This window comes from Agrobacterium bohemicum (assembly GCF_002896715.1).
Lineage (GTDB): Bacteria > Pseudomonadota > Alphaproteobacteria > Rhizobiales > Rhizobiaceae > Agrobacterium > Agrobacterium bohemicum.
The window spans coordinates 192,583-209,685 of record NZ_PGEL01000017.1 but is presented as its reverse complement, the minus strand read 5'-3'; the positions used below and the strand labels follow the sequence as shown (position 1 = coordinate 209,685).

The 17,103-nt window shown below is 57.7% G+C and carries 12 protein-coding genes; 5 read left to right on the top strand and 7 right to left on the bottom strand.

The features are described from left to right. Positions 1–175 precede the first annotated feature (175 nt). Positions 176–2,482 (top strand): glycine--tRNA ligase subunit beta, encoded by a 2,307-nt coding sequence (glyS, locus tag CUC55_RS03825; protein WP_103087011.1) that lies wholly within the window; start codon positions 176–178, stop codon positions 2,480–2,482. 90 nt (positions 2,483–2,572) lie between these two features. On the opposite strand, the gene CUC55_RS03820 is transcribed toward glyS, so the two are convergent. From CUC55_RS03820 to purD, 3 genes are all read right to left on the bottom strand, one after another. Then, the gene (locus CUC55_RS03820; RefSeq protein ID WP_067651428.1) at positions 2,573–4,405 is read right to left on the bottom strand and encodes a methyl-accepting chemotaxis protein; all 1,833 of its coding nucleotides are present in this window, start codon (positions 4,403–4,405) and stop codon (positions 2,573–2,575) included. Between the two features lie 172 nt (positions 4,406–4,577). Continuing rightward, positions 4,578–5,027: a plant virulence effector HPE1-like domain-containing protein gene (locus tag CUC55_RS23515; RefSeq protein WP_103087010.1), complete on the bottom strand. Its 450-nt coding sequence runs from the start codon at positions 5,025–5,027 to the stop codon at positions 4,578–4,580. A 104-nt stretch (positions 5,028–5,131) separates the two neighbouring features. Then, positions 5,132–6,406 (bottom strand): phosphoribosylamine--glycine ligase, encoded by a 1,275-nt coding sequence (gene purD, locus CUC55_RS03810; protein ID WP_103087009.1) that lies wholly within the window; start codon positions 6,404–6,406, stop codon positions 5,132–5,134. Between the two features lie 171 nt (positions 6,407–6,577). On the opposite strand from purD, the gene CUC55_RS03805 reads away from it, so the two are divergent. From CUC55_RS03805 to ubiA, 3 genes are all read left to right on the top strand, one after another. Beyond that, on the top strand, positions 6,578–8,890 hold the full coding sequence (locus CUC55_RS03805; RefSeq protein ID WP_103087008.1) for a Tex family protein: 2,313 nt from the start codon (positions 6,578–6,580) through the stop codon (positions 8,888–8,890). Between the two features lie 154 nt (positions 8,891–9,044). Next, the gene (locus CUC55_RS03800) at positions 9,045–10,301 is read left to right on the top strand and encodes a cyclopropane fatty acid synthase (RefSeq protein WP_103087007.1); all 1,257 of its coding nucleotides are present in this window, start codon (positions 9,045–9,047) and stop codon (positions 10,299–10,301) included. Positions 10,302–10,368: 67 nt separating this feature from the next. Further along, on the top strand, positions 10,369–11,322 hold the full coding sequence (gene ubiA, locus CUC55_RS03795; RefSeq protein WP_103087006.1) for a 4-hydroxybenzoate octaprenyltransferase: 954 nt from the start codon (positions 10,369–10,371) through the stop codon (positions 11,320–11,322). A gap of 63 nt (positions 11,323–11,385) precedes the next feature. On the opposite strand, the gene CUC55_RS03790 is transcribed toward ubiA, so the two are convergent. The 4 genes from CUC55_RS03790 to CUC55_RS03775 all read right to left on the bottom strand — a co-directional run bounded on the left by CUC55_RS03790 (position 11,386) and on the right by CUC55_RS03775 (position 15,534). Further along, positions 11,386–11,952, bottom strand: a complete 567-nt coding sequence (locus CUC55_RS03790; protein WP_067651951.1) for a DUF6101 family protein — start codon at positions 11,950–11,952, stop codon at positions 11,386–11,388. 441 nt (positions 11,953–12,393) lie between these two features. Next, positions 12,394–13,824, bottom strand: coding sequence for an FAD-binding oxidoreductase (locus tag CUC55_RS03785; protein ID WP_103087005.1), 1,431 nt, complete (start codon positions 13,822–13,824; stop codon positions 12,394–12,396). A 21-nt stretch (positions 13,825–13,845) separates the two neighbouring features. Next, entirely contained in the window at positions 13,846–14,823 is a 978-nt protein-coding gene (locus CUC55_RS03780) for an L-threonylcarbamoyladenylate synthase (RefSeq protein WP_103087004.1), read from the bottom strand. A 102-nt stretch (positions 14,824–14,925) separates the two neighbouring features. Then, positions 14,926–15,534 (bottom strand): DUF6656 family protein, encoded by a 609-nt coding sequence (locus CUC55_RS03775; protein ID WP_103087003.1) that lies wholly within the window; start codon positions 15,532–15,534, stop codon positions 14,926–14,928. Positions 15,535–15,855: 321 nt separating this feature from the next. Between CUC55_RS03775 and CUC55_RS03770 the strand changes: the two genes are divergently transcribed. Next, positions 15,856–17,100: an aromatic ring-hydroxylating oxygenase subunit alpha gene (locus CUC55_RS03770; RefSeq protein ID WP_103087034.1), complete on the top strand. Its 1,245-nt coding sequence runs from the start codon at positions 15,856–15,858 to the stop codon at positions 17,098–17,100. The last annotated feature ends 3 nt before the right edge of the window (positions 17,101–17,103 follow it).

The following is a 17,103-nucleotide window of genomic DNA, read 5'->3' as shown; positions in this document are numbered from 1 at the left end:
GCCGCAAATGGTTATGGGCACTGAGAACAGATCAAGCCACGGGCAGGCGCTGCCGCGTGAACGGCGAAGCGTGCGTGCAAGGAAGCCACCCCTATGACCGATATTAACATTGTGCATCCGCCTCAAATTTTGCTAGCAGAGGCCAACCGAAANTCCATGACACCGGAAANTAGATATGCCTGATCTTCTGCTTGAACTCCGCTCCGAAGAAATTCCCGCGCGCATGCAGCGGAAAGCGGCTGGTGATCTGAAGAAACTCGTCACCGATGCGCTGGTGGAACGAGGGCTGACCTATGAGGGCGCGCGCGAATACTGGACGCCGCGCCGTCTGACCTTGGATATTCGCGGCCTCAATGCGCGCTCTGCCGATGTGCGCGAAGAGAAGAAAGGCCCACGTACCGATGCCAACGAAAAGGCCATCGAAGGCTTTTTGCGCGGCGCAGGCCTCAGCGATATTTCGCAGGCACAGATCGTCTCCGACCCGAAGAAGGGCGATTTCTACATCGCCATCGTCAACAAGCCCGGTCGTGCGGCGGAAGACATTATTGCAGAGGTGATGCCCGGAATCATCAGGGGCTTCGCATGGCCTAAATCCATGCGCTCCGGCCCGGCTTCCATGCCGAAAGGTTCGAGCTATGGCGGCATCGAGGGCAAGGGGTCTGAAAGCCTGCGCTGGGTGCGCCCGCTGCAATCCATCGTCTGCCTGTTCGGTCCCGAACATGATGAAACGAAAGTCATCCCCTTCGAGATCGACGGCATTGTGGCCGGAAACATCACCTATGGCCACCGCTTCCACGCGCCAGAGGCCATCACCGTGCGCCGGTTCGAGGATTATTCCGCCAATCTGGAAAAGGCCAAGGTCATTCTGGATGCCGAGCGCCGCAAGGACATCATCCTGCATGACGCCAAGGATCTGGCTTTCGCAAACGGTCTGGACCTTGTCGAAGATGAAGGCCTGCTGGAAGAGGTCTGCGGCCTCGTGGAATGGCCGCAGGTGCTGATCGGCACCTTCGAGGAAGATTACCTCGAAATCCCAGCCGAAATCATCCGCCTCACCATCAAGACCAACCAGAAGTGTTTCGTCACCCGCCCGCAAGGCGCGACCGAAGGCCTGTCGAACCGTTTCATTCTGGTTTCCAACATTGAAGCCAAGGATGGCGGCAAGGAAATCATGCACGGCAACGGCAAGGTCGTACGCGCCCGCCTGTCGGACGCCAAGCACTTCTGGACCCGCGACCAGGGTGATCTGCCGGACCTTGATACACTCAAGGACTCCGCTGCGAAATTCGACCTCGACCTGAAAAANCCGCTGGACCAGCGCATGGCCAAGCTCGATGCGCTGAACGTGACCTTCCACGCCAAGCTCGGCACGCAAGGCGAACGCGTGGAGCGCATCCGTGCATTGGCTACCGAGATCGCCCAGGTCACGGGTGCCGATGTCGCGCTGGTGGACCGCGCCGTGGTTCTCGCCAAGGCCGATCTGCGCACCGAGGCCGTCGGTGAATTCCCCGAACTGCAGGGCCTGATGGGCCGCAAATATGCGGCACTTCAAGGCGAAAACGAAAGCGTAGCCGCTGCCATCGAAGACCATTGGAAGCCCAATGGCCCCTCCGACCGTCTGCCGCAAGATAAGGTTGGTCTGACCGTCGCACTCGCCGACAAGCTCGACACCCTAGTGTGCTTCTGGGCCATCGACGAAAAGCCGACAGGTTCGAAAGACCCGTTTGCGCTTCGCCGCGCGGCATTGGGTGTTGTGCGGATGATTTTGGAGCGGAATGTTCGGGCTTCGCTGCGCGAAATCGTTTTGTTTGCACTAACTCGTGTTGAAGACCATATGCGCGATGCCGAAAGTGATGCAGATTTTGAAGCGGCCTCACGTTTGGATGCGGCGGGCGATTCTGAGGCTTTAGAGCGAGTAATAGAGAGAACTTACCTGTCTCGTCTTGATGGCAGCGTTGTCAGCCGAGACCTCCTCTCCTTCTTCCACGACCGCCTCAAAGTCTACCTCCGCGATCTCGGCGCGCGCTACGATCTCATCGAAGCCGTGCTCACGCCCGAATCCGACGATCTCCTGATGGTTGCTCGCCGCGTCGAAGCGCTGACGGCTTTCGTGACGGATCAGGATGGCATCAACCTTTTGGCTGGCACCAAGCGCGCCACCCAGCTTCTGGCTGCGGAAGAAAAGAAGGGTACCGTGGTGGCGAACAGCGTTTCGGAAGAGCTGCTGAAGCTCGATGCCGAAAAGGCGCTTTACGCCGCGATCAAGACCGCCTCTGCCGATGCCGCCAAGGCGGTCGAGGCGGAAGACTTCCGCTCCGCCATGCAGGCGCTCTCCACCCTTCGTGCGCCCGTTGACAAGTTCTTCGAAGACGTCCTCGTCAATGACGAAGACAACGCCATCCGCGCCAACCGTCTGGCCTTGCTCAAGGCCATCCGCGAAGCCACGGGAACGGTTGCGGATTTCTCGAAGATCAGCGGATGAAGTGACAGGGGGTGTCGCACACACCCTCAAACAAAAAACGCCGGAGATGTCTCCCCGGCGTTCTCAACTCCATGATGATGTGAGCGAAGCCTAGCTCGCCCGGCGCATCTGCTGTGCCATGCCGTGCAGGCTGCCATTCTGGGAGCCGGAGACGCGGAATGTGCGGATGAGGTCGAGCAGTTCTTCGGTATCCACGGACAGCGATTCCGCCGATGCCGTGGTTTCTTCCGCCATCGCCGCATTGTGCTGTGTCGCCAGATCCAGCTGGTTCAGCGACGACGAGATGGAGCGCAAGGTCGTGTCCTGCTCGGACGCCGAATGGGCGATCTTGCCGACGATGTCGTTTGCCGATTTGATCTGGCCGGAAATGCGCTTCAGCGCTTCGCCTGCCTCGCCAACCAGACGAACCCCGTTCTGCACCTGACCCGAAGAACGGGCGATCTGGTCCTTGATTTCCTTGGCGGCAGCGGCAGACCGCTGAGCCAGTTCGCGTACTTCCTGGGCCACCACGGCAAAGCCCTTGCCGGATTCCCCGGCGCGTGCGGCCTCCACACCGGCATTCAGCGCCAGAAGGTTGGTCTGGAAGGCAATTTCATCGATGACGCCGATGATCTTTGAAATTTCCGCAGAGGACTGCTCGATGCCGGTCATGGCGCCAATGGCTTCTTCCACCACACGGTCGCTGCGGGTCGCTTCGGTGCTGACCGCACTGACGCGCTTTGCCGCCTCAAGAGCGCCGTCCGCCGTCTGGCGTACGGCAACGGTCAGCTCGTCCAGCGCGGCAGACGTCTCTTCCAGATTGGCGGCCTGACGCTCCGTGCGTTGCGACAACTCGCTGGAAGCCTTGCGGATTTCATCCTTGGAGCCACCAATATCGATGCCCTTGGAATTGACACGGGCCATTGCGGCATCGAGATGCGCAAGCGCCTCGTTGAAATTGTCGCGCAGATCGGCGTAGCGAGTGCCAAGATCGCTGCAACGCACCGTCAGGTCGCCCTGCGCCAGCTTTTCCAGCGCTTCACCGATCGTGGCGACGACACGGGCCTGAAGGTCTGCCTCGTCACGCTGCATATCGAGATTGGTCTGGCGTTCGCCGTCCAACTGGTTCTGTTGCTCTTCCTGGCGGCGCTGCATGTCGTGGCGCTCGCGCACCTTGTGCTGAAGCGCTTCCGTAGCCTTGGCCATCAGGCCGACTTCGTTTCTCATGTCGGTATGCGGAATAGCCATCGCAACGTTCTCGTTGGCCACTTCGCCGAGTGCATTGTGAATCTCGCTCAGCGGTTTGGTGATGCCGCGAATGATGACGATAGCAGCTGCGATTGCGAAAATGAGAATGCCAAAGCCGATGCTGATCGCCTTCCAGATTGCGTTGTTCACTTCGGCTTCAAGGTCGTCCATATAGAGGCCGGTATTGATGATGACGCCCCAGGGCTTATACTCGGCCGCATAAGCGGTCTTGCGGAAAAATGCGTCCTTGTCCGCACCTGGTTTGCTGGCCATGAAGTCGACGCGTCCGCCGCCCTTCATTGCCAGATCGACCAGCTTTTCGCGGTAGAGATTGCCAGTCGGGTCTGGCTTGCCCTTGAAATTCTGACCGACACGCTTGGTGTCGTAGTGGAACAACATGTTGATGTCGCGGTCATAGGCGAAGAAGTAGCCGTCCGGCTCGTAGCGCAGGGAAACCAACAGGTCGAATGCCTGCTTGCGGGCTTCGTCCATCGTCAATTGACCAGCTTTTGCCTTGTCATCGTAAAGTTTCAGAACGGAAATCGCTGTTTCGGTCTCGGTGCGCAGCATCTCGTAACGCTGCTGATAAATCGTTTCGGACGATGACCGGATCTGGAAAAATGTGGCCATGGAAAAGGCAAGGACAAGACCTCCAACGAGGAGGGCAAGCTGCGTGGAAATCTTGAGACGCTTCATAAAGGACCTGCGAACTGCATCAACTAACCGCTGTCAACATCCTCCCGGGAATGCCTCGCATGACAGCAGGCGGTGCTCCGCCAATGCTTGATCGCATCTCGGGAAAATTAGCAGGTGTTTATTAAAAAACGGTACGTCTCTTAAAAGTTGAAGAATATAATGAAAAANTGCATCACAGGGCTGGTCGCAGAGGCACCCCTGCAAGCTGTGGTTCGTTCTGAGGTCCATCAGAATTTGGCGTTACCGGTGACACAGCGGAGGTCTTAACAGCATCAGTGCCTGGCAATGTGTTTTCTGCCGTGCTTGGGATCGATGGTTCTTGAGGCAGCCATACGGCGTTTGAACTCACGAACGTAACGGGCGACCCGCCAAGCCACGCTTCCGTGCGTTGGATTTGTTTTTNCCCATTCACCTCGCGAATGGAAATGTCCTGCGTACCAGCAGCCAAAGATGGGGTGGTTTGTTGCAGCTTTGCTTTTCCTTTAAGCGGCGGGCATGCCGCGCAGGAAACCGGGACGATACTGTCGTTTCCGGTGCGATTTCCTCGGACAACATCAATGGATGAGGCCATGGCGGAACCACTTGCGAGCACAATCGCCACTGTCAGCAAAGTCCTGCCCATGAAAACACCCGTTCCGTCGCTTGAATACAGGTGCGATTTTACTGCGACTTCCTTTCCATAGCGTCAGTAATTTTGGTAAATATTGAGCGAAGTCCGCAGTTTGTTTACCTTGCTTTTTCGCGTGCTACGGCCTGCCAGCCAATATCGCTGCGGCTGAAGCCATTGTCCCACTTCACCTCGGCAGCCATGGCATAGGCGCGGCTTTGCGCTTCCGTCACGGTTGCGCCGAAGGCAGTCACGTTCAGCACACGCCCGCCGGTGGCGACCAGCTTACCGTCTTTCAGCGCTGTGCCGGCATGAAACACCTTGGCGTCCTCACGGGCATCGGGAATATGGGCAATCGGCGTGTTTTTCTCATAGGAAGCAGGATAGCCCTTGGAGGCCAGAACGACGGTCAGCGCCGCATCGTCACGCCACTCCGCCGTCACCTGATCCAGCGTGCCGGTGGCCGTGGCATAGAGGATGGGCAGCAGGTCGCTTTTCAGCCGCATCATCAGCACCTGGCATTCGGGATCACCGAAGCGGACATTGTATTCGATCAGCTCCGGGCCTTTTTTCGTGATCATCAGGCCTGCGAAAAACACGCCGGAAAACGGATTGCCGTCCTTGGCCATGCCCTTGATCGTCGGCTCGATGATCTCTTTCATCGTCCGTTCGACCATATCAGGCGTCATGACCGGGNCAGGGGAGTAAGCACCCATGCCGCCGGTGTTGGGGCCGGTGTCGCCATCGCCCACGCGCTTGTGGTCCTGCGCGGTGGCCAGCGCTAACGCGGTTTTGCCATCGGAAAGGCAGAAGAAGCTCGCTTCCTCACCATCGAGAAACGCTTCCACCACGACTTCCGCACCCGCAGCGCCAAAAGCGCCATCGAAACAATCGTCGATGGCCGACAGCGCTTCGGCTTCGGTCATAGCGACGGTAACGCCTTTACCGGCTGCCAGACCATCCGCCTTGATGACGATGGGGGCGCCCTGTTCGCGGACATAAGCCTTGGCCGGTTCTGCTGACCTGAAGCGTTGGTAAGCCCCTGTTGGAATGTCATAACGGGCGCAGAGGTCCTTGGTAAAACCCTTGGAGCCCTCCAACTGCGCTGCCGCCTTGGAAGGGCCGAAGGTGGCGATGCCAGCTGCATGCAGGTCATCCGCCAAACCTGCCACCAGCGGTGCTTCCGGGCCGACGATGACGAAGTCGATGGCGTTTTCTTTCGTGAAGGCAATGACGGCATCGTGGTTTNCGACATCAAGCGTCACAAGCGTAGCGTGGTCTGCAATGCCGGGATTGCCGGGGGCGGCAAAAAGCTGGGTGAGGCGAGGGGACTGGGCGATTTTCCACGCCAGCGCATGTTCGCGCCCGCCGGAACCGATCAACAGAACTTTCATGGTCAATACCCCTGTCATCTCGCAGTTTACCTTGTTGTTGGGGCGTTAAGGGCCGGGGCGGGAAAGGTCAAGCTCAGCACATGCTTTTCTGTGGAATCGCGGAAGCTTCTTGTTGTCATGCCATAATCAGCATCTATGTTCGGGCAGATTTGAAAACAGCCAGAGAACCATATGTCCGCAGATAATGCCCGCCTTGCTCCCCTGATCGCTTCCGAAATCAACGCCCGCGCCGAGCAGGTGACGGCGGCGATTGCGCTGCTGGATGAGGGCGCAACCGTCCCCTTCATCTCCCGCTACCGTAAGGAGGTGACCGGTGGTCTTGATGACACCCAGCTTCGCACGCTGGCGGAGCGGCTGTCCTATCTGCGCGAACTCAATGCCCGTCGTGCTTCAATCACCGAATCCATCAACGGTCAGGGCAAGATGACCGATGACCTGCTGCGCAAGATCGTCTCGGCCACGACGAAAGCGGAACTGGAAGACCTCTATCTTCCATACAAGCCCAAGCGCCGCACCCGCGCCGAGATTGCCCGCGAGCGCGGTCTTGGACCGCTGGCGCAGGCTATCTGGGACAACCGCAGCGCTGATCCGACGACGCTGGCGCAGTCCTATGTGCAGGGCGAGGTGGCAGACGTGAAGGCAGCACTCGAGGGCGCGCGCGATATCGTGGCCGAAACCATGACTGAGAATGCCGATCTGCTGGGCCGTCTGCGCGATTACATGCGCCGCAACGCCACCTTCCGCGCCAAGGTGGTGGAAGGAAAGCAGGCAGCGGGCGAAAAATTTTCCGACTATTTCGACCATTCCGAAAANTGGGCGACGGTGCCGGGCCACCGTGCCTTGGCCATGCTGCGTGGTTGGAACGAGGAAGTTCTGACGCTGACCATCGATGTCGATGCGGATGATCCATCACCGGTCAAACCGGCGCAGCGCACCATCGCCAACGCCTTCGATATCCGCAGTGGCGGTCCGGCGGATGCGTGGTTGATGGAAGTCGCGGGCTGGACGTGGCGCGTGAAGCTCTCCATGTCGCTGTCGCTCGATCTGATGCGCGAATTGCGTGAGCGTTCGGAAGAAGAGGCAATCCACGTCTTTGCTCGCAACCTCAAGGATCTGCTGTTGGCGGCACCTGCCGGTTCCCGCGCCACCATGGGTCTCGATCCCGGCATTCGCACCGGCGTCAAGGTGGCGATCATCGATGGCACCGGCAAATTGCTGGAAACGACCACGGTCTATCCCTTCCCGCCGAAAAACGACATTCGCGGCACGCAGGCAGAGCTTGCAAGCCTCATCAAGAAACACAATGTCGAGCTGATTTCCATCGGCAACGGCACCGGGAGCCGCGAAACGGAACGACTGGTGGCAGACATGCTGGGGCAACTGACCGGCGCAAAGCCCACGAAGGTCATCGTGTCGGAAGCGGGAGCGTCGATCTATTCCGCTTCAGCGAGTGCTGCTGCAGAGTTCCCCAATCTCGACGTAACCTTGCGTGGCGCGGTTTCCATCGCCCGTCGTCTGCAAGACCCGCTTGCGGAACTGGTGAAGATTGAGCCGAAGTCCATCGGCGTCGGCCAATACCAGCACGATGTCGATCAGGGCAAGCTGTCTCGCTCGCTGGATGCTGTCGTGGAAGACGCGGTGAACGCGGTGGGTGTCGATCTCAACACGGCATCCGCTCCGCTTCTGTCGCGGGTTTCCGGCCTTGGCGCATCGATTGCGGACGCCATCGTGCTGCATCGCGACCAGACTGGACCGTTCGCAAGCCGCAAGGAACTGCTGAAAGTGCCGCGCTTGGGGCAGCGCACATTTGAACAATGCGCAGGCTTTTTGCGCATTCCCAACGGTAAGGAGCCGCTGGATTCGTCCTCTGTTCATCCCGAAGCTTACGGCGTTGCCAAAAAGATCGTCGCTGCCTGCGGTCGCGATCTGCGCTCTGTCATGGGCGATAGTGCTGCGCTGAAATCGCTGGACCCGAAACAATTCATCGATGAGCAGTTCGGCCTGCCGACCGTGAAAGACATTATTGCCGAACTGGAAAAGCCGGGCCGCGACCCACGCCCGAGCTTTAAGACCGCGACATTTGCCGATGGCGTCGATGAAATCACCGACCTGAAACCCGGTATGTTGCTGGAAGGCACAGTCACCAACGTTGCCGCCTTCGGCGCTTTCGTGGATATCGGCGTGCATCAGGATGGCCTTGTCCACGTCTCGCAGCTTGCAGACCGCTTCATCAAGGACCCGCACGAGGTGGTCAAAGCCGGTGACGTGGTAAAGGTGCGCGTGGTGGAAGTCGACGTGAAGCGCAAACGCATCGGCCTCACCATGCGCAAGGATGGCGGCGAGGTTGCCCCCNAGCCGATGCGCGAAAAGGGCAACGCCAATGCCATGCGCCACGCCAGTGCCAAACCCCAGACGCGCACCGAAACAGCGCAACCCGGCGGTGCATTGGCGGCAGCTTTGGCAGAGGCCATGAAAAAACGCTGATCCAAGATTGAAAGCAGTGCCTCCCTCTTGAGGGGAGACACTGCTGCGGCATGAAGTCGTTCAATTTATTTGAAAGTAGAGCCGCTTGAAACTTTGACTGAAAGCGGTAGCTTTACTCCGATTGATAAGTGAGACTTAGCTTGTTGGGGGTAAAATGGCCTCGTCTTTGCATGCTCTTCTTGGAAAANTAGTCAAAACCGGCAATCTTGTCGTGACCGGCCCGGGCGGGCTGCATGTCTATGGTGACGGCACCGGTAAAAAGGTCGCTCTAAACTTCACAGATGATGCGGCGATGGATGAGATTGCCGCCGATCCCGCGCTGAAGCTGGCGGAAATGTTCATGGAAGGCCGCATGGTTGTCGTTGAAGGCGACATCTATGACTTTCTGGCGCTGATCAAAAGCAATACGTTGAGTGAAGCTTTGACCTTCGGCATGGTCTGGCGGGGCATGGCGCGCATCATTGCGTCGCGTATCAAAATGCATCTGCCGGTCAACCACAACAAGGATAATGTCGCTCACCATTACGATCTGAGTGCCAAGCTGTTCGATCTGTTTCTGGACGAGGATTGGCAATATTCCTGCGCCTATTTCAATCCGCCGGGCATCAGCCTTTACGAAGCGCAGGTCGCGAAGAAGCGGCACATCGCGGCGAAGTTGATGCCGCAGCCAGGGCAGCGCATCCTTGAAATCGGCTCCGGCTGGGGCGGCATGGCCATGTATCTGGCCGAAAGCTCGGATGTTGACGTCACAGGCATTACGCTGAGCGAAGAGCAGTTGCGTGTCTCGCGTGACCGGGCGGAGAAGCGCGGGCTGGCGGGCAAGCTGCGCTTCGAATTGCAGGATTACCGTTATCTGCCAGCTTCCAGCAAATATGACCGCATCGTTTCGGTCGGCATGTTCGAACATGTCGGCCCCACGCATTACCGCGAATATTTCACCAAGGCGGCGGAGTTGCTGGACGATAACGGCGTGATGTTGATGCATTCCATCGGCCAGCCTTATCCGGCGCTCGCCACCAATCCTTTTATTGAAAANTATATTTTCCCTGGCGGGTACATTCCGTCGCTCGCGGAGGTTTTGCCCGCAGTGGAGAAATCCGGCCTGCTGGTGCGCGATATCGAGATACTGCCGATGCATTACGCCCATACGCTGCGTAAATGGCGAGAGCGTTTCGTCGCCAACAAGGCAGAGGCCGTTGCGATCTACGACGAGCGTTTCTTCCGCATGTGGGAGTTTTACCTCGCTGGTTCGGAAATGGCTTTCACGCATGAGAACTTCTATATTTTNCAGATACAGCTGGCAAAACGCGCCGATGTGGTGCCGGATAATCGCGACTACATCGCAAGGAACGAAGAACGATTGCTGGAATTCGAAAAAACACGGCCACCGTTGGAAAAAGTCCTGTTTTGAGAGAGTAGGGTGCTGTGCCGAGGTGTTTTGCTTGACGCTTCGTAAACGCCGAGCGTAGAACGCTGGCATGGTTGACCAAGGCGATCTTTCCGGCCGCGTTTCCGACGCGCCATCCAACAATTGGGTCTATCGGATTTTGCCGAGGACGCTTTGGCCCTATGCGCAACTGGCCCGCTGGGATCGCCCCATCGGCTGGGAGTTGCTGATGTGGCCGTGCTTCTGGTCAGCGGCGATGGCAGCCAATGCAGCGATGCATCTCGGCACATTCTCCTGGGGCACCTTGCTCTTTCATCTCTTCCTGTTTTTNGCCGGTTCGGTCGCCATGCGCGGCGCGGGCTGCACCTATAATGATCTGGTCGATCACAAGATCGACATGGCGGTGGCAAGAACTCGCTCGCGTCCTCTGCCATCCGGTCGCGTCAGTCGCAAACAGGCGAAGATTTTCATCGTCATTCAAGCGCTGGTCGGGCTGCTGGTGCTGTTGTGTTTCAACGGTTTTGCCATTGTCGTTGGCCTGTCATCGCTGATCTTCGTGGTGATCTATCCCTTCGCCAAGCGCTTCACCAACTGGCCGCAGTTTTTTCTGGGTCTCGCCTTTTCGTGGGGCGCGTTGATGGGTTGGGCGGGTCAATTCGGGTCACTGTCGATTTCGCCGGTGTTGCTTTATGTCGGCGCTATTACCTGGACGATCGGTTATGACACAATCTACGCCCATCAGGACAGGGAAGACGACACGGCGGCCGGTATCGGTTCGACCGCGCTGTTGTTCGGCGATAAGACACACGGCTGGCTGAGCGGGCTTTATAGCTCAGCGCTCGCCTTTATCTTTCTGGCATTCCTGACGGCGGGCGTTAACTGGCCTGGCTACCTCGGCCTCGCCATCGCGGCATTTTTGCTGTTCCGGCAGGTGACGGTGCTGGATATCAACAATGTCGAGCAGTGTCTTGCTCTGTTCAAATCCAACAATCGCGTCGGCGTGCTGATCTTCGCTGGCCTGCTATTGCCCTTGCTTATTCGCTGATACGAAAAACCCGGCTGCGTCTTTCGACGCGCCGGGTTTTCCATTCATCCGCAGCATGGTGGATCAGCTGCGGGCTATGATTTCCTTGCCCTGAATGCGCATCGTCATGCCCAGCGAACCGGTGCTGCGGCGGACGAGGAAACGCGGGCGGCGGTCTGCGAAATAGGAGTGGCGGCGGCGCGGGCGGGTGGCCTTTGTGCTGATATGGCCAAGATGATCTTCCAGCGGACGGGCGATGCCATCGGCTTCCACCATCAGCATGGGAATGCGATACTTTTCCGACCAGCTGCGCCAATCGGCAGCGATGTCGCACAGGTCGTGCGCCACCAGCAGCGGAATGCAGAGATCCGGATCGTCGTGGTGAAGTTCGAGCGTCACGGTGACCTGTCCATCACCATGGTCGATGGCGCGGGCGGCAACACCCTTGAAGGCGCGGGCCGGAAGGGCAAAGGACAGCGGAAGACCGCTGGAATGAAGAACCTTGCGAAGAACCGCGCCGCGCTCGTCGAGCGTGATAGCCACATCGGCTGAACCCTTGTCCTTGCCGTAGGTGATCTGCTGCGGGAACCGTGTCGGGTCGAGCCGGAGTGTCGCGCCTGCCCATTCGGGCTTCAGAACAGTGTTGGTCATCATGCTATCCTTGTTTNACCTGAGAGCCGTTTCATGGCCTCGTCCGGGACTTTTCGTCCTCTGATAGGGAGAAGATAGCGGCGGCATCTTCGTGACAGCTTAAAAATCGAGGTTAAGAAAACTTTGCATTCCCAAATGGTTAGCAAAACGCAGACCGATAGGGTTTCGAATTCCTGAATTGGCACGGCAGCCTATTCGCAAGCCCTTGTGCCGACATAAGATTTTTGGTTCCTGCCATCAGGAGAATGCGTGTTTGCCGTCCCCACGCGCATCGCCTTGAAAACAGCTAGCACAGAGAAAATCGCTTTCGACAATCGTCAAAGGTGGGAAAGCCAAAAATGGATGGGGATGACGTGCGCGTAGCCCAAAAANGAACAGCGACTTGAGCGCCTGCAGGTGATGCCGGGCGCTCTTTCCTGGGGCTGAAGCGATAAACTCGCCCTAAATTTTAACAACCTTGCCCGGGTTCATCACGCCCGCGGGGTCAAAGGCTGTCTTGATTCGGCGCATCAGTTCCATTTCGATACCGGGGCGGATATCGGCAAGCTCGTCACGCTTTAACTGACCAATCCCGTGCTCGGCGGAGATCGAGCCGCCATGCGACAGTACGATGCCGTGAACGATGTGGTTGATCTCGCGCCAGCGGGCAATGAACTCCGCCTTGTCGGCACCAACCGGCTGGGAGATGTTATAATGGATATTGCCATCGCCCAGATGACCAAAGGCGCAGATGCGCGCACCGGGGATGGCCTGCAGGACGCCTGCCTCCGCTTCGGCCATGAAGTCCGGGATTTTCGAAACCGGCACGGACACATCATGCTTGATGGAGCCGCCTTCCGGCTTTTGCGCATCCGACATGCTTTCGCGCATGTGCCATAGCGCCTGACGCTGCGCTTCAGAGGATGCGATGACCGCGTCCTGCACGATGCCAGCCTCGAAGCCTTGCTCCAGCAGGGTCTCGATCATGGTCTGCGCCGTCTCTGCTTTGTCGGATGTGGAGATGTCGATCAGCGCATACCACGGATGTGGTGTTTCCAAGGGGTCGCGGACGCCGGGAATGTGCTTTGCGGTGAATTCTATGCCGATGCGCGGCATCAGCTCGAAGCCGGTCAGCGCCGCGCCGCAGAGCGTCGAGGCACGGTCGAACAGCGTCAAAGCGTCTGCTGGCGAGTTGAGCCCGGCAAAGGCAACCTGATGTCCTTTAGGCTTGGGAAACAGTTTTAGCACTGCGCCGGTGATGATACCGAGTGTGCCTTCGGAACCGATGAACAGATCGCGCAGATCATAACCCGTATTGTCTTTCTTGAGACGGCGAAGGCCGTTCCAGATTTCGCCCGTTGGCAAAACGACCTCGAGCCCGAGGCACAGTTGACGCATATTGCCGTAGGCCAGAACGGCTGTGCCGCCAGCATTGGTGGCGAGGTTTCCGCCGATACGGCAGGAGCCTTGCGATCCCAGCGACAGCGGAAACATTCGCTCCACTTTCTCCGCCGCCTGATGGACCGTATCGAGAATGCAGCCACCGTCCACAACGATGACATTGGCAACGGGATCGATGTCGCGAACGCGGCTCATGCGTTCCAGAGACAGAATGACATCGCTTGCATCGCTGCGTGGCGTCTGCCCGCCCACAAGGCCGGTGTTGCCCGTCTGCGGCACGATGGCCGTGCCGGTTTCGCTGGCGATTTTCATGATGGCGGCGACCTCTTCCGTCGAGGCCGGTTTCAACAAAAGCGGCGAGGCACCTTTATAAAGGCCGCGATTCTCCACCAGATGAGGAGCTAAATCGGCCTGATCTCGCACGGCGTTCTTGTCTCCGACGATGGACACGAAACGCTGGATCAATTCGTCAGGCAAANTGGTCATCGGCATGAAGTCCTCGTAATGATATTATCAGCTGCGCGGTGCGGCAGCACGTGAGAGCCGGTCGTTGATGGCCTCGCCCAGCCCGGTATTAGGAATGGGCGTGATGGCGATGCTATCCGCACCGCTGGCATCGGCAGTCTTGAGGTGATCGAAANGATTGGTTGCCGCTTCTGCCATATCGCCACTGGCGCTGAGATCAAGAATGATTGCGGCATTGTGTTCATTGGCGACGGGTTGCCCTCCGAAGCGGATCAGCGCTTCGCCATTTTCGACGGAGACCGCGTTCAGTCGCACCGCCGCACCAGGCGCGTAATGGGACGCCATCATGCCGGGAGCCTCGATGGTAGCGGACGCCTTTTCCGGGCGAATAAGTTTGATGCCGATCACATGCTCTATATCTTCAGCAACGAGGCCGCCCGGCCGCAACAGTCGGACGGAGCCATCTTTTTCAACCTTGATAATAGTGGATTCCACACCGACATGTGCCGCGCCCCCATCCAGGATAAGGCCGATTTTCTCACCCAGATCGGCCTCCACATGGGCGGCACTGGTGGAGCTGATCTTGCCGGAACTGTTAGCGCTGGGCGCTGCCAACGGTTTGCCGAAGGTGGCGATCAGATCGCTGGCGAAACCTTCGGGAATACGGATTCCGACAGTATCGAGACCGGCCGTTGCCAGTGAATGGATCGGGCTGTCGGGCTTCAGGGGTAGAATGAGAGTAAGCGGTCCGGGCCAGAATGTTTCCGCCAGCTTTCGCGAAACAGGATCGAAGATCGCGTGATCTTCCGCCATCACGATGCTGGCCATATGGCAGATCAGCGGGTTGAACTGCGGGCGGCCCTTGGTTTCATAAATACGCGTTATGGCAGAAGGGTTGGTCGCATCTGCGGCAAGGCCGTAAACCGTCTCGGTTGGAATGGCGACGGGATAACCGGACGACAGAACCTGAACGGCCTCGCGAAGTGCCGTTTCCCTGTCTTGTTCGATGTGAATATGACGCGCCATGGATGCTTGAGCCTTTCAGGCGTGCCGCCTGAAGCGTCACCCTTTCGCGCGGCATGCTTTAGAGGTTTTCAGCTCGATTGGAAAGCCGTTTGCAGTATGGCTTTACAGGGTGCTGATGAACTTGCGCATTTCGTTGGAGCGAGTGCCCAGCATCAGGACGTTCTTGAGCGCAATCTTCGGATCATGCGTACGAAAAAGCAGGCCATCCCGGTGCATGGTCTTGTCGATCTTCACAGTTTTGTCGGCTGCCATATCCATGGCGACGGCGAAATACATGCGCGAATGGCGGGGATCAATGTTTTCGAAGAACTGTTCGTCGCCACATAGTTCCGAAAAGAAATTGGCGAAATAAAACGACCAGTTGACCTGCTTTTGCATGTCGAAACTGGTGCGCGACGCTGTCACGTGGCAATAGCCCAGATGCGGGCTTGCTTCGATAGTGCGGTGAAACACCATTNGTGGAAAACGGATGGAGCTGTGAAACGAATTCAGTCGCGAATGGGTCATTTCACCGGCGGTTTGCAACTTGCGACCGGTTATTTCCGCGACTTGATCATGCGTCAGATAGCGTGGCTCTCGGGGAACCCACTTTTCTTCATAGCGCGCTATTTTACCGGTGCGCAGAAAATCGGAGTGGGCAGTTTTCGAGCGTGAAGGCGCCGCGATACGGGCATTCGCATCGAAGTAACGAATCTGCGTTCCCTTCTCCATCGGAGAGCTCCTTTTGCCGGTCCACATATTTTTACGGGAAGGGGGTTAAGATTTTCTTGTTGCATGGTTGTGAGTGTTAACAACTGCGAGGACGGCGTTTGTGTCATATTGCGACGGATTTCCCCGGGAAACGACGAATAAGCTGCTGTTTTCGAAACGAAATTACTTGTTCTAGCATTTAATTGCCATGTCGCAATTTGTCGCCAATGCGGAAGCCGATGTCGCTGTATGTGGTGCTGAAGATCATCGCGAATGATTAGATAATTCAATGTAACGCGGCATATGCTTGAAGGCGGACCGCGACTTTTCGAGGACATGGCCATGGATTTGCGTGAAACCGTATTGCGCCAACTGAAAAACCGCCGTGAAGGCTTCACTTTGGAGCAGCCTTTCTACGTGGATCAGGAGTATTTCCAGCTTGATATGGAAANTATCTGGTATCGCGACTGGCTTTTCGTTGCCCATGATTGCGAAGTTCCGAAGGCTGGCAATTATCTCACCGTGCAGATCGGCGACTATGCTGTCGTCATCGTTCGCGGCAAGGATGGCGCCATTCGTGCGTTTCACAACTCCTGCCGTCATCGCGGGTCGCGCGTCTGCAACAGCCAGAAGGGGCAGTCGGCCCGCCTGGTCTGTCCTTATCACCAGTGGACCTATGATCTGGATGGCAAGCTTCTGTTCGCCCGCCACATGGGCGATGATTTCGACAAGGCCAATTTCAGTCTGAAGCCAATCGCTTGCGAATCCGTGGCCGGTTACGTCTTTATTTGTCTTGCAGAACAGCCGCTGGATTTCGCGCCGATGCGCGCCGAAGTCGAAGCCTATATGGCACCGCACCGCATATGGGAGGCCAAGGTCGCCCACGAAAGCACAATTATCGAAANGGGTAACTGGAAGCTCGTCTGGGAAANCAACCGCGAATGCTATCACTGCGCCGCCAACCACCCGGAGCTCTGCCGCACCTATCCTGAAANCCCCAGCGTGACGGGTACCGATGGCGGGGCTAGTGATCCTGAAATCGGTGGTCATTGGGCGCGCTGTGAAGCGGCGGGTCTACCCAGCCGTTTCAAGATCGATCCAATGGGTCAGTTCCGAGTGGCACGCATGCCGCTGATTGGAGAGGCCGAAAGCTATACGATGTCAGGCAAGCGTGCCGTGCGTCGTCCACTCTCCGATGATGTGGCCATCGACCACATCGGTGCGCTACTTCTGTTCCATTACCCCACGACCTGGAACCACTTCCTCGGCGACCACCTCATTTCCTTCCGGGTGCTGCCACTTGGGCCGCAGGAAACGCAGGTCACGACGAAATGGTTGGTGCACAAGGATGCGGTGGAGGGCGTCGATTACAATCTCGAAGACCTGACCCATGTCTGGAACGAGACCAATGATCAGGATCGACGGATTGTCGAGGAAAATGCCTTCGGTATCCGCTCGCCTGCCTATGAGCCCGGCCCCTATTCGATGGAAGACGAGGGTGGTGTCATGCAGTTCGTGAACTGGTATTCCGATTTCATGATCGGCCGTCTCTCAGGCGACAAGCAAAAACTCTCGGCTGTCGCATGACGG